At 36.2% G+C, this 24,283-nt stretch carries 22 protein-coding genes and 1 tRNA gene; 12 read left to right on the forward strand and 11 right to left on the reverse strand.

Annotated elements, in window-relative coordinates:
* Nucleotides 1-160: 160 nt before the first annotated feature.
* The 3 genes from pyrB to AABJ51_RS05210 all read left to right on the forward strand — a co-directional run bounded on the left by pyrB (nt 161) and on the right by AABJ51_RS05210 (nt 2,692).
* Nucleotides 161-1,075, forward strand: a complete 915-nt coding sequence (gene pyrB, locus AABJ51_RS05200) for an aspartate carbamoyltransferase (protein WP_338374661.1) — start codon at nt 161-163, stop codon at nt 1,073-1,075.
* A gap of 23 nt (nt 1,076-1,098) precedes the next feature.
* Nucleotides 1,099-1,560, forward strand: a complete 462-nt coding sequence (gene pyrI / locus AABJ51_RS05205) for an aspartate carbamoyltransferase regulatory subunit (protein WP_026627438.1) — start codon at nt 1,099-1,101, stop codon at nt 1,558-1,560.
* Between the two features lie 496 nt (nt 1,561-2,056).
* Nucleotides 2,057-2,692: a hypothetical protein gene (locus AABJ51_RS05210; protein WP_338374662.1), complete on the forward strand. Its 636-nt coding sequence runs from the start codon at nt 2,057-2,059 to the stop codon at nt 2,690-2,692.
* A 242-nt stretch (nt 2,693-2,934) separates the two neighbouring features.
* Here the strand turns inward: AABJ51_RS05210 and AABJ51_RS05215 are convergent.
* Nucleotides 2,935-3,008: transfer RNA gene (locus AABJ51_RS05215), tRNA-Thr, on the reverse strand.
* Nucleotides 3,009-3,293: 285 nt separating this feature from the next.
* Here AABJ51_RS05215 and pepT point away from each other — a divergent pair.
* Nucleotides 3,294-4,529, forward strand: a complete 1,236-nt coding sequence (pepT, locus tag AABJ51_RS05220; protein WP_134435345.1) for a peptidase T — start codon at nt 3,294-3,296, stop codon at nt 4,527-4,529.
* Between the two features lie 45 nt (nt 4,530-4,574).
* On the forward strand, nt 4,575-5,054 hold the full coding sequence (locus AABJ51_RS05225) for a methylglyoxal synthase (protein ID WP_026627441.1): 480 nt from the start codon (nt 4,575-4,577) through the stop codon (nt 5,052-5,054).
* A 91-nt stretch (nt 5,055-5,145) separates the two neighbouring features.
* On the opposite strand, the gene ubiE is transcribed toward AABJ51_RS05225, so the two are convergent.
* The 5 genes from ubiE to AABJ51_RS05250 form a co-directional block, all read right to left on the reverse strand.
* Entirely contained in the window at nt 5,146-5,883 is a 738-nt protein-coding gene (gene ubiE, locus AABJ51_RS05230; RefSeq protein ID WP_338374664.1) for a bifunctional demethylmenaquinone methyltransferase/2-methoxy-6-polyprenyl-1,4-benzoquinol methylase UbiE, read from the reverse strand.
* A gap of 8 nt (nt 5,884-5,891) precedes the next feature.
* Nucleotides 5,892-6,080 carry a DUF8506 family protein gene (locus tag AABJ51_RS05235; protein WP_035332176.1) on the reverse strand — a complete coding sequence of 63 codons (189 nt, stop codon included), beginning with the start codon at nt 6,078-6,080 and terminating at the stop codon, nt 5,892-5,894.
* Nucleotides 6,077-6,643, reverse strand: a complete 567-nt coding sequence (locus AABJ51_RS05240; protein WP_026627443.1) for an ATPase — start codon at nt 6,641-6,643, stop codon at nt 6,077-6,079. The genes AABJ51_RS05235 and AABJ51_RS05240 overlap by 4 nt, the downstream gene beginning before the upstream one ends.
* 67 nt (nt 6,644-6,710) lie before the next feature.
* Nucleotides 6,711-7,655 carry a phosphoribosylaminoimidazolesuccinocarboxamide synthase gene (locus AABJ51_RS05245; RefSeq protein WP_026627444.1) on the reverse strand — a complete coding sequence of 315 codons (945 nt, stop codon included), beginning with the start codon at nt 7,653-7,655 and terminating at the stop codon, nt 6,711-6,713.
* 213 nt (nt 7,656-7,868) lie between these two features.
* Nucleotides 7,869-8,852 (reverse strand): PhoH family protein, encoded by a 984-nt coding sequence (locus tag AABJ51_RS05250; protein WP_338374666.1) that lies wholly within the window; start codon nt 8,850-8,852, stop codon nt 7,869-7,871.
* A gap of 461 nt (nt 8,853-9,313) precedes the next feature.
* Here AABJ51_RS05250 and AABJ51_RS05255 point away from each other — a divergent pair, with 461 nt between their 5' ends.
* Nucleotides 9,314-10,069 (forward strand): GNAT family N-acetyltransferase, encoded by a 756-nt coding sequence (locus tag AABJ51_RS05255; protein WP_338374667.1) that lies wholly within the window; start codon nt 9,314-9,316, stop codon nt 10,067-10,069.
* Between the two features lie 64 nt (nt 10,070-10,133).
* On the opposite strand, the gene gdhA is transcribed toward AABJ51_RS05255, so the two are convergent.
* Nucleotides 10,134-11,471: an NADP-specific glutamate dehydrogenase gene (gdhA, locus tag AABJ51_RS05260; RefSeq protein ID WP_026627447.1), complete on the reverse strand. Its 1,338-nt coding sequence runs from the start codon at nt 11,469-11,471 to the stop codon at nt 10,134-10,136.
* Between the two features lie 199 nt (nt 11,472-11,670).
* On the opposite strand from gdhA, the gene AABJ51_RS05265 reads away from it, so the two are divergent.
* Complete coding sequence (locus tag AABJ51_RS05265) at nt 11,671-11,823, forward strand: hypothetical protein (RefSeq protein WP_166786280.1); 153 nt, start codon at nt 11,671-11,673, stop codon at nt 11,821-11,823.
* Between the two features lie 155 nt (nt 11,824-11,978).
* On the opposite strand, the gene clpB is transcribed toward AABJ51_RS05265, so the two are convergent.
* Both clpB and AABJ51_RS05275 read right to left on the reverse strand, forming a co-directional pair.
* Nucleotides 11,979-14,567, reverse strand: coding sequence for an ATP-dependent chaperone ClpB (gene clpB, locus AABJ51_RS05270; protein ID WP_338374668.1), 2,589 nt, complete (start codon nt 14,565-14,567; stop codon nt 11,979-11,981).
* Between the two features lie 588 nt (nt 14,568-15,155).
* Nucleotides 15,156-15,773, reverse strand: a complete 618-nt coding sequence (locus AABJ51_RS05275; RefSeq protein ID WP_026627449.1) for a DUF7691 family protein — start codon at nt 15,771-15,773, stop codon at nt 15,156-15,158.
* Between the two features lie 262 nt (nt 15,774-16,035).
* Between AABJ51_RS05275 and AABJ51_RS05280 the strand changes: the two genes are divergently transcribed.
* The 3 genes from AABJ51_RS05280 (at nt 16,036) to AABJ51_RS05290 (ending at nt 19,263) form a co-directional block, all read left to right on the forward strand.
* Nucleotides 16,036-16,830: a thymidylate synthase gene (locus tag AABJ51_RS05280; RefSeq protein WP_338374669.1), complete on the forward strand. Its 795-nt coding sequence runs from the start codon at nt 16,036-16,038 to the stop codon at nt 16,828-16,830.
* A gap of 136 nt (nt 16,831-16,966) precedes the next feature.
* Nucleotides 16,967-18,031, forward strand: a complete 1,065-nt coding sequence (gene namA, locus AABJ51_RS05285; RefSeq protein ID WP_338374670.1) for an NADPH dehydrogenase NamA — start codon at nt 16,967-16,969, stop codon at nt 18,029-18,031.
* Nucleotides 18,032-18,039: 8 nt separating this feature from the next.
* Nucleotides 18,040-19,263, forward strand: a complete 1,224-nt coding sequence (locus AABJ51_RS05290; protein ID WP_338374671.1) for a GNAT family N-acetyltransferase — start codon at nt 18,040-18,042, stop codon at nt 19,261-19,263.
* 88 nt (nt 19,264-19,351) lie between these two features.
* Here the strand turns inward: AABJ51_RS05290 and AABJ51_RS05295 are convergent, their stop codons facing one another.
* Complete coding sequence (locus AABJ51_RS05295; RefSeq protein ID WP_338374673.1) at nt 19,352-20,266, reverse strand: hypothetical protein; 915 nt, start codon at nt 20,264-20,266, stop codon at nt 19,352-19,354.
* Nucleotides 20,267-21,363: 1,097 nt separating this feature from the next.
* Here AABJ51_RS05295 and AABJ51_RS05300 point away from each other — a divergent pair.
* Nucleotides 21,364-22,044, forward strand: a complete 681-nt coding sequence (locus tag AABJ51_RS05300) for a S24 family peptidase (protein ID WP_338374674.1) — start codon at nt 21,364-21,366, stop codon at nt 22,042-22,044.
* 70 nt (nt 22,045-22,114) lie between these two features.
* Here AABJ51_RS05300 and AABJ51_RS05305 read toward each other — a convergent pair whose 3' ends face one another.
* Entirely contained in the window at nt 22,115-23,110 is a 996-nt protein-coding gene (locus AABJ51_RS05305; RefSeq protein WP_026627456.1) for a class II fructose-bisphosphate aldolase, read from the reverse strand.
* Between the two features lie 507 nt (nt 23,111-23,617).
* On the opposite strand from AABJ51_RS05305, the gene rbr reads away from it, so the two are divergent.
* Nucleotides 23,618-24,196: a rubrerythrin gene (rbr, locus tag AABJ51_RS05310; protein ID WP_026627457.1), complete on the forward strand. Its 579-nt coding sequence runs from the start codon at nt 23,618-23,620 to the stop codon at nt 24,194-24,196.
* The last annotated feature ends 87 nt before the right edge of the window (nt 24,197-24,283 follow it).

The raw sequence follows: 24,283 nt of genomic DNA on the forward strand, positions 1-24,283 counted from the left end.
TTCGAGGTTTTTTTTGTGTAAAAATCAACGGATGAACCCCCAAGCGATTTACAATTTTGGTTAGCGAAAGAACCTAAACGTATAATGGCATTAAAATGTTCTACTTAGAGCCTGTTTTAATTTTATCAATTATTCATACCAATACCATATACACTTACTTATGAAAAATAAAAGTTTGGTTTCAATTACAGATTACAGCAAAGAAGATATTCTCAGAATACTTGAAATTGCTAAAGAATTTGATAAAAATCCGAACCGCCGACTTCTGGAAGGAAAAGTATGCGCTACTTTGTTTTTCGAACCATCGACGCGTACACGTCTTAGTTTCGAAACAGCTGTCAACAGATTAGGAGGACGTATTATCGGTTTTTCTGATGCTTCGACTACCAGTTCGACCAAAGGTGAAACCCTTAAAGACACCATCGCCATGGTAAGCAACTATGCCGACCTTATTATCATGCGACATCATTTGGAAGGAGCTGCCCGATATGCATCAGAACTGACAGCAACCCCAATTATCAATGCCGGAGACGGAGCCAATCAGCATCCTACACAAACCATGCTGGATATGTATTCGATATTTAAGACACAAGGCAAGCTTACCGATTTGAATATAACAATAGTAGGAGACCTGAAATATGGACGCACCGTACACTCTCTTATCATAGGGATGTCGCATTTCAATCCCACTTTCCGATTTGTAGCTCCGGAAGAATTGAAACTTCCCGAACAATACAAATTATTCTGTGATGAGCACAATATCAAACACGAAGAAACATCAGACTTCTCTCCCGAGATAATTAATAAAACGGATATTCTATATATGACCCGTGTACAACGTGAGCGTTTTACGGATCTGATGGAATACGAAAAGGTGAAAAATGTTTATATCCTGAAAAAAGAGATGATAGAAAACAGTCGTGAGAATTTAAGAATACTCCATCCGCTGCCCCGTGTAAATGAAATTCAACAGGATGTAGACGACAGCCCCAAGGCATATTATTTCGAACAAGCAAAAAACGGTGTATTCACACGTCAGGCAGTTATCTGTGACACATTAGGTATAAGTCTTTAATAAACAGCAAAAAATCAAAAGCCATGTCTGAAAAAAGAAAAGAATTACAAGTAGCTGCCTTATGTAACGGCACTGCTATAGATCATATACCATCCGATCAGTTATTCAAAGTAGTTTCATTGCTTAACCTTGACAATCTCGCTCATCCCATCACGATAGGAAATAATCTCGAAAGTAAAAAAATGGGAACTAAGGGTATTATAAAGATTTCGGATAAATTCTTTGAAGAAAGTGAAATTAACCGCATTGCGCTTATTGCTCCCAATGTTGTTTTAAATATAATAAAAGACTATCGGGTTATTGAAAAGAAAAGGGTAAGCCTTCCTCATATAATTAAGGGAATAGTCAAATGCAATAATCCTAAATGCATTACAAATAATGAGCCGATGGAAACAAGATTTGAAGTATTGGATAATACTCAGGTCGTTTTAAACTGCCATTATTGCGATATAAAAATCCAAAAAGATGAGATCATTTTAAAGTAAGGCTCATACCTCTTAATTTTTTTATCTATAAATAGAGCATGACAGGGACTGTACCCTCCTTTGCAAAAAAAGGCTCTTTAAATAACTGGACAACATACATTTTCGATCTCTCAGAGAGAAAATGTGTCAATCATAAAAGTACATTTTTGGTGTAACCTTTGTTACTTTTTTTTCAATAAACCCAAACCCCTAAAGGGAATTTTCGAACGACAGTAAAAATCCCCTTTAGGGGTCAGAGGGGTAAAAGTAAACGAAAGAAGAAATACAATATGAGTGTGACTTTTGTAACCTTTTTAATATAAAAACCTGATAGAATATTACTTTCAATTACTGACTCGCATTATTTATAAAAGAATAACACTTTAGTTCAGATATCCGTTGGACAAGCTGAAACTTTTTTCTCTATCTTTGATTGAAATTGCAATAAGAAAAATGACTGGTCTTATAAAATTCAGGCCATAGGCTTTTCATTCAAACTTTAAAACATACAACACACATGCCACAATCTAAACAATATCTGGATATACTACCTCGATTTGTTCAAAAACTATACAAATCGTATCAAAACAGCAAGAAAAAGAACAAATGGCTAAAACAAGGTAAGCCAATGCCGGTACCTCATATCGTAAAGCAAGAATTGATAACCGAATATAAAAATAAACATCACATATCGGTTCTGATAGAATCCGGAACCTATCTTGGTGATATGGTATGGGCTCAACAAGACAACTTTGACAAGATATACACTATCGAATTAAGCTTAAGCCTGCATAAATTGGCTCAAAAACGATTCAGAAAAAAACCTCACATTCACGTTTTACAAGGTGATAGTGGCAAAGTAATGGCCATAATTGTAAAAGAGATCACCAGCAAAGCCATCTTTTGGTTAGATGGGCACTATTCGGGAGGTATCACCGCACGGGGAGACAAGGACTGTCCGATATGGGAAGAGTTAAAAGCTATATTTTCCACTAATACAGAACATATCATACTGATAGACGATGCTCGGCTATTCATCGGAGAACGCGATTACCCATCATTAAGCGGAGTAAAAACTTTCATACTCGAACAGTATCCAAATAGCAAAATTGAAGTAAAAAACGACTCTATAATTGTAGAACTAGAAAAATAAACAAATGTACAAATTCAGTATCGCTTTATTTATCGTGTCAACAACTTGTATCTTTCTGAACATTATATTAATTATAGCAGACAGATACAATGTGAACCATTATATACGTGCGTGTACATTTGTTATATTGTCATTTTCATCTTATTATCTGATGAAATATTATAAGGAAAAGAATAATCGTAAATAAAAATAACGAGAGTACAATAAACAAAAAAAGGAACTAAACAATTAGTTCCTTTTTGAGCCTCTTGTCGGATTCGAACCAACGACCCCGAGATTACAAATCACGTGCTCTGGCCAACTGAGCTAAAGAGGCAAGTGGGTAAGCTTACTATATCGCGCCGCTACAACCAACTACCCTTGCTGCGATCAAACCCTGGGGGATTAATCGGGAGCTGACCGTATAGGACTTACCCGGGCACAAAGGTAGATATTTTTTTTAAATTCCAAAATCCATCACAAACTTTTTCGTTTACTTTCATTTTACTATCTTTGTTCTTAGTAAATCGTAGGCGGAATAACGCTTTTAAAAGCAAATAGTTATATTTCTTTTACAGTAAATCGACCTACTTAAATTTTCATCAAAAATTTTTCAAATAGAATGAATGTAGTAGACAGATTCATCAAATACGTACAATTCGACACCGAATCCAGCACCGAAACCGGAACAACTCCAAGTACTCCGGGACAATTAGTCTTGGCTGAAGAACTAAAGAATGAACTCATAAATCTGGGATTATCGGATGTATCGCTAGATGCAAATGGGTATGTAATGGCAACCCTACCTTCAAATACCGATCAAACAATCCCGACTATTGGTTTTGTTGCACATATGGATACCAGCCCCGATCTTACAGGTAAGAATGTAAGCCCTCGTATAGTGAAAGCCTATGATGGCAAAGATATAATACTACACAAGGAAAATAATATAGTATTATCTCCTGTTGATTTTCCGGAATTACTACAATTCGAAGGCCAGGATCTTATTGTAACAGATGGAACTACCCTTTTGGGAGCTGACGATAAAGCCGGTGTTGCTGAAATTATCACAGCAATGGAACACCTGCTTCAACATCCCGAAATAAAACATGGTAAAATAAGGATCTGTTTTACTCCGGATGAAGAAATAGGTGAAGGCGCAGACCATTTTGATGTGGAAAAATTTGGTGCAGAATGGGCATATACCATGGATGGAGGAATTATCGGCGAACTCGAATATGAAAATTTCAATGCTGCAGGAGCTAAAGTATCCATTCAGGGAAGAAGTGTCCATCCAGGATCGGCGAAAGATAAAATGGTTAATGCTTTGATTGTTGCCAATAAGCTGATAACACTTTTACCCGAAAGCCAACGCCCTGAACATACAACAGGATACGAAGGATTTTTCCACCTCATAGGAATGTCGGGGTCTGTTGATGCTGCTAATGTTTCATTTATTATACGTGATCACGACAGAGAAATATTTGAACAAAGAAAGCAACTTTTAAAAGATGCTGTAACTTACCTCCAAAAACTATACCCTGTAAGCAGTATACATCTTGAGATAAAAGACCAATATTATAATATGCGTGAAAAAGTAGAACCCGTAATCAAAATTGTAGATTACGCTTTCAACGCTATGCAGGAGTTAAATATAACACCTATAGTAAAACCAATCAGAGGGGGAACCGATGGTGCTCGATTATCATTTATGGGTCTACCCTGCCCTAACATATTTGCCGGAGGGCTTAATTTTCATGGCCGTTACGAGTTTGTCCCCATCCCTTCAATGGAAAAAGCAACACAAGTAATTGTTAAGATAGCCGAACTTGTAGCAAAAGATTCAACTAATAGATAACTAGATCAATACAAACATTTCAGAAAAACTAATTATACGAAATTTATGAAAAAAAGACTTACCATAGCTTTGGTTGCTCACGATCACCGCAAGGCTGACATGGTTGACTGGTGTTATTATAATTCCGAATTTTTATCAAAACACCATCTTGTATGTACCGGCACAACCGGTCATCTTATACAACAAGCCTTTAGCGAAAGAGGCATGGATACCGAAATCACATGTATGAATTCAGGTCCTCTGGGTGGAGATGCGGAGATCGCAGCAATGGTTGTTCGTCAAGAAATAAATCTGGCTGTATTTCTGATCGACGACCTTAATCCACAGCCACACGAAGCCGATATAATGATGTTACTTCGTCAGTGCCGTGTACACAATGTACCCATTGCCTGCAACAGATACAGCGCAGATTTGATGATTACAAGTTCTCTTTGGGATAATGACGACTACGTACCAACCAAACCTCGTTACGAAAGATTCGATCGTGAGAAATTTGATGAGTTATATGGTAAGATAAAATCTTAAGAAAAAGATATCTGCTACTAAAAAGAAAGAGTTTGAATATATTCAAACTCTTTCTTTTATATTTTTTCACTTAAAAACTTTCCTGTTTCGACTATTTTTGCCCTATATACATTGTACAAATACCAAATGTATAAGATTTATGCCGGGCATTATTAAAGCCGTTCTTAGTAAGGACTCCGACCATTTCTTTCCCTTGTACAAAAGCCTCTATAGATTTAGGCAGATATTTATATGCAACTTTATCCTTTGATATCAATTTACCTATAGTCGGGATAAAAAGTCGTGAATACAACCAATACCCTTGCTTCATCGGAAAAGTCTTTGGTGTGGTCAGCTCCAGAATCATTAACTTTCCTCCGGGCTTCAAAACCCTTAGAATTTCGGTTAATCCTTTATCCAGATTTTCAAAATTCCGAACTCCAAAACCAACGATGGCAGCATCGAATGTATTGTCTTCAATAGATAAATCCATACAATCCTGCTTCTCGAAACTGATTTTATCGGAAAGCCCGATCTTTGCGACCTTTTTACGCCCCACCTCCATCATACCTTCCGAAATATCAATTCCTGTAATATGCTGAGGACGCAAAATATCGAAAGCCTGAATAGCCAGATCTCCGGTACCGGTTGCAATATCAAGTATAGTTTGAGGATTAGAGTCTTTTAAAGCCAAAAGACTTTTCTTACGCCATCCACGGTCAATCCCCATAGACAACGTATGATTCAGTGTATCGTAATTTTCCGCTATAGAATCGAACATACGTTCGACCTGAGCACCTTTATTTTCGGTACTCTCATAGGGTACAATTTTTTCTGCCTGATATGTCATTGAAACATTTAAATAACGCCTATAGATTCACCTATTCTGACGTTGCCCAACCTGCGGGCTTTTACTTTTACGATTTTCCCATTTTTTGAGAAGATGAGATTTCCATCTTCTTTTTGCTTCTTTTCAATCAAACGGGTATAAGATAAATTAAGACCAACTAACAATTTGCCCCGCAGGGCCAATTCATCACAAGTCATATATTTTTTATTTGATTAAGAATCTCATTATTGTATATCTCTATAAAATTGTCCTTCTTACCCTCAGCAATCAGACTGAAAGGATTTTCAGAGTTATTTACCACCAACCAATAATCAGAGATAGGGGTATATAGAGAAAACAAATTAGATGCTCCTGCAGCATAACGTCTTCTTATGACATCGCTTGGAACATGATGTCCTCCAGACTTCACTCGGTCTTCGACACGCTTAATAGCTAATTCGGGAGAACTTAGCCAAAAATACAATAATGTTACGAAATAGCCTAATTTTTGAGCTTTTTTAATAAATAAGGTATATGACTTGGTAGCAAGAGTTGTTTCTATTGCAAAATCTTCTTGCATCTTCAGCATCTCTTCCATCCGCCTGAGCATAATCCGGCCTGCCTCAATAGCAGCTTTCTCCGGTTGAAACGGAGAAAGCCCTTTTGCTATTTCATCTGCATTAATAAACTCTTTACAGTCGAGCATCTCTGGCAACATTGTATACGAAGCTGTTGTTTTGCCTGCACCGTTGCATCCGGAAATTATGTAAAGATTTGGCATAAATATTATCAGTTTAGTAACTACGAATCCTTAACAGGTCGAAACCCTTATCAAATCGAAGATACTATTATTTTTTTAAATATGCACTTACATTCTTTTCAATTCGTGATTCAACGTCGGAAATATCAGCCTTCACAAATGGTTCGCCTACTATTTTTTCATACAGTTCTATATAACGATCCGATACAGAATTACAATATTCTTCTGTCATTTCGGGAACCGCCTGCCCGTCTTTTCCTTGGAATCCATTATCCATTAACCATTTGCGCACAAACTCTTTAGATAATTGACGTTGCTCTTCTCCCTTTTCGAATAAAGACTGATAAGTATCAGCATAGAAATAACGAGACGAGTCGGGTGTATGTATTTCATCTATAAGATAAATTTCCCCATTATTTTTTCCGAATTCATATTTCGTATCCACCAAGATAAGCCCTTTTTGAGCGGCCATCTCTGTTCCTCTTTGGAAAAGTGCATAAGTGTATTTCTCCAATTGTTCATAGTCCTCTTTCGAAACCAATCCTTGTGCTATAATTTCCTCTTTCGCAATATTTTCATCATGTCCTTCATCCGCTTTTGTTGTAGGAGTGATTATAGGAGTTGGAAATTTCTGATTTTCTTTCATTCCTTCGGGTAAAGCCACACCGCACAATGTTCTGGCTCCGGCTTTATATTCACGCCACGCACTACCGGTCAAATAACCACGGATAACCATTTCAACCTTAAACGGCTCGCAACGTAAACCAACTGTTACCATCGGATCGGGAGTTGCCTGCTTCCAATTAGGAACAATATCGGATGTAGCGTCTAAGAATTTTGCTGCAATCTGATTCAAAACCTGTCCTTTATAAGGAATCCCCTGAGGCAGTACAACGTCAAATGCCGATATACGATCTGTTGCAATCATTACCAATTCATCTTTACCAATCGAATATACATCTCTCACTTTCCCATGATACACATGGCTTTGTCCTTCAAATTTGTAATCAGTTCTAACTAAAGTATTTTTCATTATCTGGAAATTATATAGAATTTACTTATTAAAATCTCAGACCTATCTACTGACTTTACAAGCATAACAGCTATAGCCGTTTATTGCTTTTTAATCCATCACTAAATACTGTCTGACACTTAATTTACTGCTACTTATAACAACATTCAGCATATTTTGTTTAGCTCGTAAATACCTCTTACGACTTTTATTTAAATGAAAATCCCCGTAAAATTATTTACCGGGGATTTCGCTTATAGCTGATGCTTTTTCTTCTCTTTTTCGTTCGTCATCTTTTTCGTATGCATCGACTATGCGCTGCACCAATTTGTGACGGACAATATCCTTTTTATCAAAATCTATCCGGGCGATACCCTCAACTCCATCAAGCACCCGCAAGGCATGCTTCAATCCTGACAATTGAGATGGAGGCAAGTCTATCTGCGTAACATCTCCTGTTATGATCATTTTTGCATTTATACCTAAACGAGTCATAAACATCTTAATCTGATGGACAGATGTATTCTGGGCTTCATCCAGAATAATAACAGCATCATTGAGCGTACGTCCACGCATAAAAGCCAAAGGTGCAATCTGTACCACTTTATTCTCGATATAATCTTTCAGCTTAGCAGGAGTAATCATATCTTCCAAAGCATCATAGAGAGGTTGAAGATAAGGATCTATCTTATCTTTCATATCTCCCGGCAGAAAACCGAGCTTTTCGCCGGCTTCAACTGCAGGACGACTCAATATGATACGCTTGATTTCTTTATTTTTCAATGCTTTTACAGCAAGGGCTATAGCTATATATGTTTTACCTGTACCCGCAGGTCCAAGGGCAAAAACCATATCATTTTTTAGGAAAGCATTAACCAGACGCTGCTGATTTTCATTTCTGGCAGATATTGGTTTTCCACTCATCCCGAAAATTATCAGATTATCCTGTTTTAATTCTCGGGGAGAGTTATCCTTAACAATATCTATTATATTATCTTCTGTCAGAAGATTATGCTCTGCACAAAATTTTTCCAGTTCCGCTATTTTTTCTTCGAAGAGAGGTATTTCTTCGGCGTTTCCCGTCACTTTAATAATATTTCCTCTCGCGACAATTCTCAGTTTTGGAAAAAGTGTTTTCAATAATTGCAGATTACTGTTGTTAACCCCGAAAAATAAGGCAGCATCCGCATTGTCTAATACAATTATCCGTTCTATCATTCATTTAAATTTCGATATCGCAAATATATATATTCTTTATGGATTTTATCCGAAAGTTGTCTCTATAATAATAGATCATTAAATACTTACTGTTACTTATATTCCGAAAAGGTAACAAAGTACACACAATAACTGCATATTTTCGAATGGTTCCTTTTGCCCTTCTAATTCTCATCTATCCCAGTGCTAACTGATAACTGTAGACTGACTTCAAAGCCCCCTTTCTGTATAGATAAAATAATAAACTTACGCCAATAGTATTATAATAAATATTGCCCAATTCATCGAAAACACTACCTATATATAATAAAAGAAGAATAGCCAATACGACTTATCTTACAATACATATAATACACTATACACAAGTACAATACCATTATATAGAAAACCAGACTAATCATAAGAAAAGCAAAATGTAGATATTTATATGTACTTTTGAGATAAAACAGATACTAAAAACTATGGATATAATAACACTCAGTCACGAAAATCTATCAACCGAACATATCTGCTGTGCTTTGGATAGCAAAACATCGAACACTGGCGTTGCAGCGAAAAAAGAATGGCTAGCAGACAGAATCAGTGAAGGTTTGCAATTCAAAAAGCTCAATAGCAGAGGTAAAGTGTTTATCGAATATCTGCCTGCGGAAATGGGTTGGATGCCTATCAAAGCAGATGGCTATATCTTAATCAATTGCCACTGGGTATCGGGCAGCTATAAAGGCAAAGGATACGGATCGGAACTTCTGAAAGAGTGTGAGAAAGAAGCTATTTCGCAAGAAAAGAAAGGAGTCGTAATAGTTACAGCCAACAAAAAAAAGCCTTACCTCTCAGATAAATCATTTTTTCTAAAGCATGGATATAAAGTTGCTGACACCGCTCCGCCCTACTTCGAATTGTTAGTAAAGCAATTTAACGAAAAAGCAACACTACCTCAGTTTTCGGAGTCGGTTAAGACCGACTTAACAGGACAATTACAAGGCATCGACATTTTTTATACAGCCCAATGTCCTTTTACTGTACCTTATGTGGAAATGCTCAAGGCTACTATATTAGAATCAGATATACCAATACGTACTCATCAGATAAAAACAAGAACAGAAGCTCAAAACCATATTTGCCCGATCACTACATACAGTGTATTTGTCAATGGAAAGTTCTATACACATGAAATACTAACACCTAAAAAACTCGAAGCATTAATAACAAAGGTCTGAGCTTTTAATATTCCCAGACCTTATCTTATTTTAATATTCGAGTCTATTCTCAATCAGATTAAAATCAAATAATTCCTTGACTGATTGTAGCTTTAGCTACTTTCATGAAACCTGCAATATTTGCACCTTTCACATAATTCACATATCCCGAAGCATCAGTCCCATGGGTAACGCATTGCTCATGAATACTTCTCATTATTTGATGAAGTTTCTGATCTACTTCTTCTGCTGACCATTGATAATGCATTGCATTTTGAGTCATTTCCAATCCCGAAGTAGCAACACCTCCGGCATTAACAGCTTTACCGGGAGCAAATAATATCTTAGAATCAAGAAATAATTTTATAGCTTCTTCTGTACATCCCATATTCGAGATTTCGGCTACACACAGTACATTGTTTGCAAGCAGGATTTTCGCATCGTCCTCATTCAATTCATTTTGAGTTGCACATGGCAAAGCAATATCTACTTTCTGTTCCCAAGGACGCTTACCTGCATAAAATTTAGCATTAGGAAAAGCATCTGCATAAGGAGCTACAATATCTTCTCCGGTATAACGAAGTTCCAGCATATAATCGATCTTATTTCCCGAAATTCCTTCGGAATCATATATATACCCATCCGGACCGGAAATAGTAACCACCTTTGCTCCTAACTCGGTTGCCTTAAGAGCAGCCCCCCAAGCAACATTACCAAAACCGGATATAGCTACAGTTTTTCCTTCGAGTGTATGCCCCTTTTTTGCCAACATTTCTTTCACAAAATACAATCCACCAAAGCCGGTAGCTTCAGGACGGACAAGAGAACCTCCATATTCCAATCCTTTACCGGTAAAAGCTCCAGTATTTTCTCTTGCCAATTTTTTGTACATACCATAGAGGTAACCAATTTCACGGGCTCCTACCCCGATATCTCCAGCCGGAACATCTGTATCAGGACCTATATTACGCCACAGCTCTAACATAAAAGCCTGACAAAAACGCATAATTTCGGCATCAGATTTACCTTTACAGTTAAAGTCCGAACCTCCTTTAGCTCCCCCCATAGGAAGGGTTGTCAACGCATTCTTAAAAGTCTGCTCAAAGCCCAAGAACTTCATAATCGACAGATTTACCGACGGGTGAAAACGAAGTCCTCCTTTATATGGCCCTATGGCATTATTGAACTGTACTCTAAAACCTAGATTTACCTGAATATTACCACGATCATCCACCCAAGGAACTTTAAACGAGAATATACGGTCAGGCTCCACAAGTCTTTCAATTATCTTAGCTTTTTCAAACTCGGGATGTTGATTATACACATCTTCTATTGATATAAGTACTTCTCTTACAGCCTGTATATACTCAGGCTCTCCGGGATGCTTAGCCTCCAACGATGACAATATGCTATTTATATCCATATTTTTAATATTTTTCCAGTTTTAAATCTTAAATCATATTCAAATTTACAAAGAATAAAATCAAAATGTTATTACATTTCTTATTTATTTTCTATGTTATAAAATAAAAGTGTATCCGAATATATAACTCCTAACTATTCTTAACACAACCAAATCATATACAGATTTGTTACAATAATTAAACAAACTCATAAATGATATGAATATAGAAAAAGATCAGATACAAAAGACCGAATTGGCTCTTAAGGAACTTAAGCGGAAAAATCGCAGACAAAATCTATTTCTTATGCTTACAGCATTACAAATAGGTTCAATCGTTATATCTTATTATCTGGGACGATCTCACAAATAAGATCTTAGGCTTATAATCCAAGTTTATTAGTAACAAATAAAACATGTCTCTTAACTTATAATATTATAGATAAAATTCCGATTACCTTTTCTGGTAACCGGAATTTTATTTTTGTCGATATTAGCGACTGTAAGTATTCAAATAGATCTGAGATCTTAGTTTTTAAACTCTAAAGCTCCATCTTTCGCATCAATAATAATAGGAGCATCATGGTTTACAATGCCAGCTAACAGTCTCTTCGACAATACATCCAAAATCTGCCGCTGAATAACACGCTTCACCGGACGAGCTCCAAATTCGGGATCGAATCCCAATTCGGCAATCAAATCAACCGCAGCATCTGTAAACTGAAGCTGTACACCATTATTTTTCAACATCTTAACAAGACTTTCCATCTGAATGCGTACAACCTGAGCTATTTCTGACTGTTTCAATGGCTCAAACATTATAATTTCATCAATACGGTTCAAAAACTCGGGTCTGATAGTCGATTTCAACATATTCAAAACCTCATTTTTAGTTTTCTCAACCACCACATCGTGATTTTCCTGATTAATTGTAGAAAAATTCTCACGAATCAATGCTGAGCCCATATTTGAGGTCATTATAATAATGGTGTTCTTAAAATTCACCACACGTCCTTTATTATCAGTCAAGCGTCCATCATCTAATACCTGTAACAGAATATTAAAGACATCAGGATGAGCCTTTTCTATTTCATCGAATAGAACTACCGAATAAGGTTTACGACGAATAGCTTCGGTCAACTGCCCCCCTTCGTCATAACCGACATATCCGGGAGGTGCTCCAATCAGACGTGTTGCGCTGAATTTTTCCTGATACTCGCTCATGTCTATACGGGTCATCATATTTTCATCATCAAACAAAAACTCAGCCAACGCTTTAGCTAGCTCTGTCTTACCGACACCTGTTGTACCCAGAAAAATAAAAGAACCAATCGGACGTTTGGGATCCTGCAATCCTGCACGGCTGCGCCGGATGGCATTAGAAATAGCCTCGATAGCTTCTTCCTGTCCCACGACCCTCTTATGCAGCTCATCTTCAAGATTAAGCAGCTTATCCTTTTCACTCTGAAGCATCTTATTGACAGGAATACCTGTCCAACGAGAAACAACATCGGCTATATCCACAGCATCCACTTCTTCCTTCACCATAGCTTTATTTCCTTGCATATCATGCAGTTGAGACTGTAGTTTCTCTATATCCGTTTCAAGCTCTTTTATCTTACCGTAACGCAATTCGGCTACCTTTCCGTAATCACCTTCACGCTCGGCTTTATCTGCCTGAAATTTTGCATCTTCAATATCGACCTTATGCTGCTGAATCTTATTTATCACATCTTTTTCGGCCTGCCATTTAGCTTTCAGGTCTTTTTCTTCCTCTTTCAGATCGCTGATTTCTTTCGATAATAGTGCTTCTTTATCCTTATCATTTTCACGCTTAATAGCTTCACGCTCTATTTCCAACTGTTTTATACGACGGCTCTTTTCGTCTAGCTCTTCGGGAACAGAATCAACTTCCATCCTAAGTTTTGCCGCAGCCTCATCCATCAGGTCGATTGCTTTATCCGGCAAAAAACGATCGGTTATATATCGGCTCGAAAGCTGTACAGCAGCAATAATTGCCTCATCCATAATACGAACCTTATGGTGATTCTCGTACTTTTCTTTCAACCCACGTAATATAGATATGGTATCCATTTCGGAAGGTTCATCAACCATTACGATCTGGAAACGGCGTTCTAAAGCCTTATCTTTTTCGAAGTATTTCTGATATTCATCCAGAGTTGTAGCTCCTATTGATCTTAATTCGCCACGAGCCAAGGCTGGTTTCAATATATTGGCGGCATCCATGGCCCCCTCTCCTTTACCTGCTCCAACAAGAGTATGTATCTCATCTATGAACAAGATGATTTCACCTTCCGATTTGGTAACTTCATTAACTACAGACTTTAAACGTTCTTCAAACTCGCCCTTATATTTTGCACCTGCGACTAAAGCACCCATATCCAACGAATAAATCTGCTTGCTTTGCAAATTTTCAGGAACATCACCTCTTACAATACGATGAGCCAAACCTTCGGCAATAGCTGTTTTTCCTGTACCAGGTTCACCTATCAATATTGGATTATTCTTTGTACGACGGCTCAGAATTTGAAGTACACGCCTGATTTCTTCGTCACGACCTATAACCGGATCAAGCTTCCCATCTTTTGCTCTTTGAGTTAGATTGATCGCATATTTCTCCAACGACTGATAAGTATCTTCTGCCGATTGACTATCTACTTTATTGCCTTTACGCAATTCTGCAATAGCAGATTTCAACTCATTTTCAGAGATACCTGCATCTTTCATTATCTGGGCAGCACTATTTCGAGTAGTCAGTATTCCTAAAAGAATATGTTCTAGCGATACATATTGGTCTCCCATCTGTTTCGATATACTTGTTGCTTTATCTAAAGCAGCGTTACTCTCACGGCTCAAGTAAGGCTCACCACCTGATACCCGAGGGAAAGATTCTATCTCATTGTTCAATACATTTACTAAATGAGATAAGTTTACACCCAACTTCTGGAACAGAAAATTCACAACATTTTCACCAGTCATTATAACTCCCATCAAAAGATGTGAAGTTTCGATTGATTGCTGTCCTTTTTCTTTTACCGTATCAACAGCCTTTTGGACTGCCTCTTGAGATTTAATAGTAAAATTATTGAAATTCATATATTTATATTTTATTGTTTTCTTTATATTATTTATATATGATCCTTCAAATTATTTGCCACAGTTCATTTTAATGACAAAATGTCAGTTATAATACTTTTGAGTAAATGATATTCCTTGAGATTAAAAAGGTAACAAAAGTCACATACTTTGTGTACACCTTTTGTTGTTTACTTTTTACCCCTATATCACCTGAAGAGAATTTTTGCTACCACTCTGAAAGTCCCTATAAGATCCTGGGGTCATTTCTAAAAAGGTAACAAAGGTTACTCCGCAATTGTACTTTACCTAATGTATACTTTTATCTCAGTGTCGTTTTAATGAGATAAACTATCGCTCGCAAAGCCCCTTTAAGGATTGAGGGTAACAAGGTTTACTTATAGATAAAAGTTTTCATCTATCAAGTGAATCATTTTACTGTGATTTTATTATACATTTAAAACACGAAAACAGTAATAATAGTTGCAGAAAACAAAGGAAGAAAAAGAAAGTGTAGCTTTAAAGATCTGTTGTTTATTTAATGTACTTCGGATTTGTAATAAGCCTTAGGATCTATTAGCAATAAACAGATCTCGTGAGACTTTAATCTTAATGACAAAACGATATTAAACTTAGGTTGTGATTATTACAGTATGTAATGTTGGACTGTACTCCCTTGATAGCTTCATATACGAGAGCACGCTCATCGTCCTGCCAATTATTTTTTCTCAATAACTCTTTAATTTTTAAATCACTTATTATTATCTTATTCATCATTCGGCAAACCGACTTCATTTTATCCTGAGAAATAATGCCAACCATAGGTATACCATCCGCCGGAGGTAGATTTACGTCCGGGTCTCCATCTAAAAGCATCTGAACAGTAGTCAGGTCAATATTAAAATCGTCCTTAACAAATTCATCAATAAGGTCAGTCTCTCGTCCGAGAGCTATATCCTGCACATAGGGTAATTTCTCAGAAAAATATTCACATATAGCTATAAAAGCATACCAATATACATTTTCAGAACGTCTTCTATAAGGTTCATTATAAATAATCTGATGCAGAGCTTGCTTCATTGATAAATGAACATCGGTATTTTGCGTTGAATAATTTTTGAAAACTTCTCCTTTTTGTATATTTTCGAACAATGATAGATCATTCGATCCAAATGTTTTTATAATTTGCCCGATATCTACAGCATAAGAAAAAATGTAATAATCCATAAGTATACGCTTTAGATTTAAAAATTAATGGTCATGGCTTAGGTTATTTATAAATAAAGAGATATAAAAGACCAGAAGCTAAAGTTTGGTTTTAGGTTTTATGACTCATTTTTATTCATTGAATAAATTAGAACAGATTCTAAATATCACGCTTTCTTAAATAACAAATATGTCTTTGACCTTAAAATGCAATTTATAAAAATATATCGTAGCAAAATACTTATTTTTACCTATTATTGAACATATTTTTAAAGCATGTTTTATGAAACAATATATAGATTTAGTTAAACGGGTTCTGGCAGAAGGAGCTCACAAAGAAGATCGTACGGGAACAGGTACCATCAGTGTATTTGGGCATCAAAGCCGCTATAATATGGAAGAAGGTTTTCCGTTGGTTACAACAAAAAAGTTACACTTGAAATCCATTATACACGAATTGCTTTGGTTTCTGAAAGGCGATACAAACATCAAATACCTGCAGGATAACGGGGTACGTATCTGGAACGAGTGGGCTGACGAAAATGGCGATCTGGGACATATCTATGGCTATCAATGGAGATCGTGGCCCGATTACAATGGTGGGCATATAGACCAGATAAGCGAAATAATAGACACGATCAAAAATAATCCCGACTCACGGCGAATTATTGTAAGTGCATGGAATGTGGCGGATATCCCCTCGATGAAACTCCCTCCATGCCATGCATTCTTTCAGTTTTATGTTGCAAACGGAAAACTAAGCTTGCAGTTATATCAACGCAGTGCCGATATATTCCTAGGTGTACCTTTCAATATCGCATCATACGCCTTACTGCTGAAAATGATGGCTCAGGTAACAGGACTTCAGGCGGGAGACTTTGTACATACTCTTGGAGATGCACATATCTATACCAATCATATCGAACAACTGAAAATGCAGATAGAGCGCGAACTCCGGCCATTACCACAAATGATATTGAATCCTGAGATAAAAAATATTTTCGATTTCAAATACGAAGATTTCACATTGGAGGGTTATGATCCGCATCCGCATATAAAAGGAGAAGTAGCTGTTTAAAGTATTATATCTTTCGTTTTCTCAGGTTTCTGTGCAGAGATATCAATATTACGGTACGAGACAAAAAACAGTTATAACATAATAGATGTTATAAGCTAAAACAATCAATAGGTCTGAGACCTTAAAAGCAAATCCTATGTCGAAATTATTTTCTCCTCTACAAATAAAAGGCATCAGCCTGAAAAACAGGATTGTCATGTCTCCCATGTGCCAGTATTCCGCCATTGACGGATTTGTAAATGACTGGCATTATACTCATTACATAAGCCGTGCTATCGGTGGATGCGGAACAATTATCCAGGAAGCAACAGCCGTTGTTCCTGAAGGCCGAATTAGTTATGCAGACTTAGGTATATGGAAAGACGAACACATAGGAGCATTGAAGGAGTTGACATCAGCTATCGAGAAATATGGAGCTATTCCGGGTATCCAGCTAGCTCATGCAGGTCGAAAAGCCAGCTGTGATCTGGCATGGAAGGGAGGACATCAAATAAAATCAGGAGTCGACAGTTGGCAGACTGTTGCTCCATCACCAATCCCCTTTTATGAAAACGATATTGCACCTCTTGAATTATCATCTGAGGATATAAAGACAATAGTCGATAAGTTTAAAGAAGCTGCAGAGAGAGCAATCAAAGCAGGATATAAGGTACTGGAACTTCATGCTGCGCATGGTTATTTAATCCATCAGTTTTTATCTCCTATCACAAATCATCGTTCTGATGAATACGGTGGATCTTTCGAAAACAGAATACGTTTTTTGCTTCAAATCGTAGATAAAATACGACCTCTCCTGAATGAGAACTTATCATTGTGGGTGCGAATATCGGCAACCGACTGGGTCGAAAACGGCTGGAATCCGGACGAATCGGTAAAATTATCTTCACGACTGAAATCAAAAGGTGTAGATGTTATTGACGTATCTACAGGCGGCAACGTTGCTCATGTAAAAATACCTGTAGCCCAAGGCTACCAAATTCCTTTTGCATCGGAGATCAGACAAAAGACCGAAGTCATTACGGGAGCTGTCGGACTCATTACTCAAGTAAGTCAGGCAGAAGATCTGCTCGATAAAAGTAAATGCGATCTGGTATTTATAGGACGAGAACTTTTACGCAACCCTTATTTCGCATTGCAGGCAGCCATAGAACTGGATGAAGATATAGATTTTCAAAAACAGTATGAGCGAAGTTTCAAATAAACACCTATATGGAAACTAATACGATAAGAGAACGCTTAACCTTAAAACCTGTAGGTCTGGAATACCTAGATCAGTTTAATCAATTGCTTCGTTATGTATTTCAGGTAACAAACAGCGACCTTCTCGAAAGCGGATATGAAGACGGAGAGATCACTAAGGCAAAGCGTCCTATCCTGAAAAATGCAAACGTTATAGGTTGGTTTAATGACGACCAGCTCATTTCTCAGCTATGCATATATCCGTGCGAAGTAAATATCCATGGGAAGATATTCTCGATGGGAGGTCTGACCGGAGTCGGCACATATCCCGAATATTCAAATATGGGACTGATGAATGATCTCATAAAAAAAGGGTTGGAAATGATGCGGGACAACGGGCAATGGATTTCTTACCTATATCCCTACTCCATCCCATACTATCGCCGTAAAGGCTGGGAAATAATATCAGACCACTTAACCTTCGAATTGAAAGACAATCAGATTCCCAAAAGCAGACCTGTTAATGGTTATGTAGAAAGACTCGCTGTTACAGAAAAAGATGTTATAGATGTATATGATAAATTTGCCCGCTCTACTCATGGTGCTCTGATTCGACACAAACTCGAATGGGAAGAATATTGGAGATGGGAAAATGAAGAAGAAAGAATAGCTGTTGTATATTACGACGAACACGACAATCCACGAGGTTATATATTGTACTGGATATCGGAAGATATATTCCACATTAAAGACATTATTTATTTGGATCAGGAAGCAAGAAAAGGTCTTTGGAATTTTGTTTATGCACACTATTCGATGGTCGACAAAGTAGAAGGAAACATCTACAACAATGAACCTATACACTTTCTGCTGGACGACGGGCAGATAAATGAAACTCTCGAACCCTATTATATGGCTCGTATTGTTGACGTAGAATCTTTTCTGAAAAATTATCCTTTTAAAGAAGTAAATTCATTTGAGCCCTTTCATTTTATTGTATCCGATCCGCATGCTCAATGGAATGAAGGCACTTTTAGTATAATAAGAAATGACAATGGAAAGTTCCAAATCATGTCTGAGAAAATAGGTAAAGCTGTAAATATAGACATTCAAACATTAACTACAATGCTCATGTCATACCGAACACCTACATACTTACATAAAATAGAACGTTTAAACACGGATGAAGAAACAATAAGGACTCTTGAACAAATCATACCAAGAGAGCAACCGTATTTTTCGGACTACTTTTAAATAAAAAAAAACAAAGGCACAGCTACTTATACTAACTGTGCCTTAAATAACCTACTCTTTAACTCAACTCTAAAAACTATCTGTTCTCTTACTTATTCTCCTGAAGACTCGCATAATCGATCTGCTTCTTCAAATTATCCTTTTGTGAAGAATCTACCATCAAGAAGCCCTGATTATGATTGTATTTCTGCCCTTCGGTAACAATCCATTTCAAAAAATCCTGAGCATCCTTATTTAAATTCACATAATCTATCGTTATACTAATCGGATTTACCGGTATTAAATTTACTTTTTGATTTTCCAGTAAGTCTATGGTTTCATCAATTCCCGAAACAATAGACTGCCATTGATCCTTTTTTAGATCTATAGGCAAGATAGCGATCCCATCTTTCAATGCTTTGCTTTTTGTATCATAAATGTATGACAGATAATTAAAAGCAACTCCATTTGGATCTTTATTCAGTGCACTTATAATATAAATATCATCTCCTGCTATTTTTTTTCCTTTTAACTGATCCGTCTGCTTGTCGAAATACTGGGCAAAATAAATTGAGTTAGAAGTCGATAAACTACCCGAATAAATAGTTGATTCATTTTTAAAAGGATATTTACCATCACTGTCTATGTCTTTTTCAAAGAACAGTTTTTGTATTTTGTCTTTATTTAATCCCTTGTTGTTGATCTCCGTCAAAATAGGATTTTGTTTATTTACAATAGGCAAAAGTGCATAACGGGCAACCTGTAATGACAACTGCTCTTCTTTTTTCTGAGAATCATCAGCAACTACATTTATCGCAATTTTTTCCTCATCAACATCTTTTGGAGCAATTTGTATGGATACTTCCGGACGTACTTTTGCATATTCAGCTATCCATGATTTCAAAATTGGATGAGTAAAATTCGCTCCTTTTATATAAATAATATTCTTATTGTTCTGAGCCTCTAAATTAGCAATACCTAAAACAAGTAATACAGCTATTTGAATATATTTAAATGTCTTCATTTTATTACCTGATAAATTGTGATGTAAAAACATTACAAAATAATCTAAAATTCGGAAGAGAATATATACCGTACATATGGTATATTTAAAGGATAGAGGAGATACCTAAATATGCATACAAAAACAAAACAGTAGCATGTAATCACTACACACTACTGCCTTATTGGTTTGTTTATATATATTTTTCAGATTATGCTAAAACATTAATACACAAACAGAACCAATGAACGTATATTAGGGATATTCACGTAGTCTAATTTATTATAATTTTTCATTAAAAAAATTTCTGTAATTTGACACATTACACTCAACTGAAGCTTAATTCAGAATTATAAGATTCGCTTCTTTTGAATTTATTATAAATATTATTTTTCAACTTCCCGAATAAAGTAAACAGCAGAGTGTAATCACTACACCCTACTGCCAAATATAATTGTGTCAGTGGTATTTGCATAGAATTTGAACAACACTCAAACAAACAATTCTTTATGAATTTTGAAATACCAATACAATTATTTATACATGTACTCGGAATATATTTTTTAAGTTCGAAACTTTCATCTTCATTCTCAGAAACAGCAACAGTAAATACACCACATGATTTCAACTCTCTATAACGAGAAGAAAAACCAAAAGATATTACATTAACCATTGACAAACCAAACTCCATTTCTGACTTAATTACTCTTTAAATTAAAATCTCTATACACATTGACAATATCCAATGAGATAAAAATCAAATTCCTTAAGACAAAAGTACTACAATTTTAGTAAAAAACTAATCTTTCAATAAAAAAAAATCTAGTTTTTTAGCAAAAAAAATATAAAAGAAAAAACACAAAATCAATAACAAACTATATACCAATAAAATAACATCAAGTATTAAGATGAAAGCAGAGGCCTTTTTCTTTAAAAAAAAGTGAAAATAGAGATCAATACACCAATAAAACAAAGACTAAACACTAAGAAAGTAGCGAAATATATAATCGTAAGGCATGAATAAATAAAAAATAAAGAATTTTAGTGAGTGAAAGCATTTTTTTATCAAAACCTTTGATTAAATTTGCAGACACTCTTGAACAACATTTATCGAACTTATGAATCCAACTACGAAAGAAAGGATTATCCAATTTATTGGATATAAGAATATTAGCAAGTCTATATTCCTAAATACAACAAATATCAAAAGGGGTTTCCTTGATAAGGACAAACTGGGCGCAAGTGTCTCTGACACCCTTCTTGCTAAGATCATAGCAAGCTATCCGGAAGTATCCCTAGAATGGCTAATTACCGGAAATGGCAATATGATCAACAAATCAAAAAACTACAGCCATAATAACAAAGATGCTTTAGCTGATAACGAAAAACCCATCCCTCTTTACACCTTAGACAAAATAAGTAACGTAAAACATCCGGGGATAGGCCCTTGGCGTGAAAACGAATCGGTACTGATTCCTCATATGCCGCCATGTGATGCAGCATTGTATGTACAGGTAGATACAATGTACCCAATATTGAAAACGGGAGACATAGTCCTTTATAAAAGGATTATTGATCTGGATTCATTATACTGGGGTGAAATGTACGTTATTGATCTTGAACGTCCTGATGATGAAGATTACCTTACGTTAAAATACATCTTCAGATCCGAACTAGGCGATAGCTATATTTCTTTGCACAGCTACAACCCAATCTACCCGCCCCAGGATGTACCTAAAGAAAGGATTAAACGCTTGGGATTTGTAAAAGCATGCATACGATATAATAGTCTGTTATAAGCAAAAAGCTCTACAAAAAAAGCAGAATACAAAATTGTATTCTGCTTTTCTATATAATATAAAACTAAAATTAAGCTTTACCTGCACTACCAAGTACTGCTTCAATTTTATGTTTGTATAATTTTTTCATATTATCACGAGCTGGTCCCAAATATTTACGAGGGTCGAATTCAGCCGGTTTAGTTGCAAAAACTTCACGTACAGCAGCAGTCAAAGCAAGACGGCTATCTGAGTCGATATTGATTTTACAAACAGCAGAAGCAGCAGCTCTACGTAATTGCTCTTCAGGAATACCGATTGCATCTTTCAATGCACCACCATATTTATTAATAGTAGCAACTTGATCTTGAGGAACTGAAGATGCTCCGTGCAATACGATAGGGAATCCAGGAAGTTCTTTTTCTACTTCTTCAAGGATATCAAAACGTAATGGAGGAGGAACCAATATACCATTAGCATCTTTAGTACATTGTTCAGGTGTAAATTTATTAGCACCGTGAGATGTACCGATAGAGATAGCCAAAGAATCACAACCTGTTCTTGTTGCAAAGTCTACAACTTCTTCAGGTTGAGTATACGTATGGTGTTCTGCAACTACATCATCTTCGATACCGGCAAGTACACCTAGTTCACCTTCAACTGTTACGTCAAACTGGTGAGCATACTCTACTACTTTTTTAGTAAGAGCGATATTTTCTTCATATGGAAGGTGAGAACCATCGATCATAACTGAAGAGAAACCTGAATCGATACATTCTTTACAAGTTTCGAATGTATCACCGTGGTCAAGGTGAAGTACGATTTGAGGATTTTCCCAACCTAAACTTTTTGCATATTCTACAGCTCCTTGAAGCATGTAACGCAATAAAATAGGATTTGCATATTGACGAGCACCTTTTGAAGCTTGAACAATAACAGGAGATTTTGTTTCAGCAGCAGCTTGTACAATTGCCTGCAATTGCTCCATATTATTAACATTGAACGCAGGGATTGCATATCCGCCTTTTACAGCTTTTGCGAACATGTCTCTTGTATTTACAAGACCTAATTCTTTGTAACTTACCATTGTTTTTAATTTAATTATATATAAATACTGATTAATTCAAATAATCTATACAAAAATAGAAAATAATGTGATAAAAACACACCTCAAAACTCATTAAATTACATTTCGAGAGCAGAACAATAAACAAATTCACAAAATGCAACCCAGGCATTTCAAAGTTCCTTAATTTTTATCAGAACAGATTACATTTCAACAATTACTGACAGCTGGTTTAATGAGATTATAAATTAGACCAATTATAAATTAGCCGATACTTCTACTTTATGTTAATATAACAACAAGCTGATATACTAAGTTTTACTTCTCATCAATAGATTTTATCGATACCCCATAAACAAGAAATCTTTCAGAGGCTATTTTTTATTGGTAATTTTGTATGTATCAACTAGAAAGAGATAAGAAATAGGGCCTTCAATTTTTTATTCGGAATATAATAAGGCCTGTACACTTAAAAAAACACGATCGATCAACAAGAATATCAATATCAACTAAAAACTATCAAAACAAATGGAAAAGAGTATTAAAGGTACAGAAACAGAAAAATGTCTTCTAAAATCATTTGCCGGCGAATCTCAGGCAAGACAGCGCTATACAATGTTTGCAAAAGTAGCTAAAAATGAAGGTTACATGCAGATAGCTGCTATATTCGAAGAAACAGCCAACCAAGAAAAAGAGCATGCTGAACGTATGTTTAAATACATGGAAGGCGGAATGGTTGAAATCACAGTTTCATATCCTGCAGGAAAAATAGGTACAACCGAAGAAAATCTGATTGAAGCCGCAGCCGGAGAGCACGAAGAATGGGCTCAGGATTACCCTGCATTTGCAGAGATAGCTGAAAAAGAAGGATTTAAACAAATAGCCACCATGTATCGCATGATTGCCAAAGTAGAAAACATGCACGAAGACCGCTACAAAGCATTGCTAGCCCGTGTTCAATCAGGAGAAGTATTCTTACGTGAAGAAGCTATCGACTGGCAGTGTATGAATTGCGGTTTTGTTATCACAAGCAAAACAGCACCAAAACAATGTCCTGCATGCTTACACCCTCAGGCTTATTTTGAACCTTTGAAATGGAATTTCTGATAACTCCTTACCAACTTCAAAAAAAGCGACTTTAAATAAGTCGCTTTTTTTTGTTTCGTTTCCACAAGGATATCCATAAAGGATCAT

This window comes from Indolivaga capnocytophagoides (assembly GCF_036511535.1).
Lineage (GTDB): Bacteria > Bacteroidota > Bacteroidia > Bacteroidales > Dysgonomonadaceae > Dysgonomonas_A > Dysgonomonas_A capnocytophagoides.

Excerpts from the sequence above, each read along its gene's own strand:
- namA (WP_338374670.1), top strand. The coding sequence starts at position 16,967 with ATGTCGAAATTATTTTCTCCTCTACAAATAAAAGGCATCAGCCTGAAA.
- AABJ51_RS05255 (WP_338374667.1), top strand. The coding sequence starts at position 9,314 with ATGGATATAATAACACTCAGTCACGAAAATCTATCAACCGAACATATC.
- ubiE (WP_338374664.1), bottom strand. The coding sequence starts at position 5,883 with ATGACATATCAGGCAGAAAAAATTGTACCCTATGAGAGTACCGAAAAT.
- AABJ51_RS05250 (WP_338374666.1), bottom strand. The coding sequence starts at position 8,852 with ATGATAGAACGGATAATTGTATTAGACAATGCGGATGCTGCCTTATTT.
- rbr (WP_026627457.1), top strand. The coding sequence starts at position 23,618 with ATGGAAAAGAGTATTAAAGGTACAGAAACAGAAAAATGTCTTCTAAAA.
- pyrI (WP_026627438.1), top strand. The coding sequence starts at position 1,099 with ATGTCTGAAAAAAGAAAAGAATTACAAGTAGCTGCCTTATGTAACGGC.
- AABJ51_RS05240 (WP_026627443.1), bottom strand. The coding sequence starts at position 6,643 with ATGCCAAATCTTTACATAATTTCCGGATGCAACGGTGCAGGCAAAACA.
- AABJ51_RS05305 (WP_026627456.1), bottom strand. The coding sequence starts at position 23,110 with ATGGTAAGTTACAAAGAATTAGGTCTTGTAAATACAAGAGACATGTTC.
- AABJ51_RS05245 (WP_026627444.1), bottom strand. The coding sequence starts at position 7,655 with ATGAAAAATACTTTAGTTAGAACTGATTACAAATTTGAAGGACAAAGC.
- AABJ51_RS05295 (WP_338374673.1), bottom strand. The coding sequence starts at position 20,266 with ATGAAGACATTTAAATATATTCAAATAGCTGTATTACTTGTTTTAGGT.
- clpB (WP_338374668.1), bottom strand. The coding sequence starts at position 14,567 with ATGAATTTCAATAATTTTACTATTAAATCTCAAGAGGCAGTCCAAAAG.
- AABJ51_RS05210 (WP_338374662.1), top strand. The coding sequence starts at position 2,057 with ATGCCACAATCTAAACAATATCTGGATATACTACCTCGATTTGTTCAA.
- AABJ51_RS05280 (WP_338374669.1), top strand. The coding sequence starts at position 16,036 with ATGAAACAATATATAGATTTAGTTAAACGGGTTCTGGCAGAAGGAGCT.
- AABJ51_RS05300 (WP_338374674.1), top strand. The coding sequence starts at position 21,364 with ATGAATCCAACTACGAAAGAAAGGATTATCCAATTTATTGGATATAAG.
- AABJ51_RS05275 (WP_026627449.1), bottom strand. The coding sequence starts at position 15,773 with ATGGATTATTACATTTTTTCTTATGCTGTAGATATCGGGCAAATTATA.
- AABJ51_RS05235 (WP_035332176.1), bottom strand. The coding sequence starts at position 6,080 with ATGACTTGTGATGAATTGGCCCTGCGGGGCAAATTGTTAGTTGGTCTT.
- AABJ51_RS05290 (WP_338374671.1), top strand. The coding sequence starts at position 18,040 with ATGGAAACTAATACGATAAGAGAACGCTTAACCTTAAAACCTGTAGGT.
- AABJ51_RS05265 (WP_166786280.1), top strand. The coding sequence starts at position 11,671 with ATGAATATAGAAAAAGATCAGATACAAAAGACCGAATTGGCTCTTAAG.
- gdhA (WP_026627447.1), bottom strand. The coding sequence starts at position 11,471 with ATGGATATAAATAGCATATTGTCATCGTTGGAGGCTAAGCATCCCGGA.
- AABJ51_RS05225 (WP_026627441.1), top strand. The coding sequence starts at position 4,575 with ATGAAAAAAAGACTTACCATAGCTTTGGTTGCTCACGATCACCGCAAG.
- pepT (WP_134435345.1), top strand. The coding sequence starts at position 3,294 with ATGAATGTAGTAGACAGATTCATCAAATACGTACAATTCGACACCGAA.
- pyrB (WP_338374661.1), top strand. The coding sequence starts at position 161 with ATGAAAAATAAAAGTTTGGTTTCAATTACAGATTACAGCAAAGAAGAT.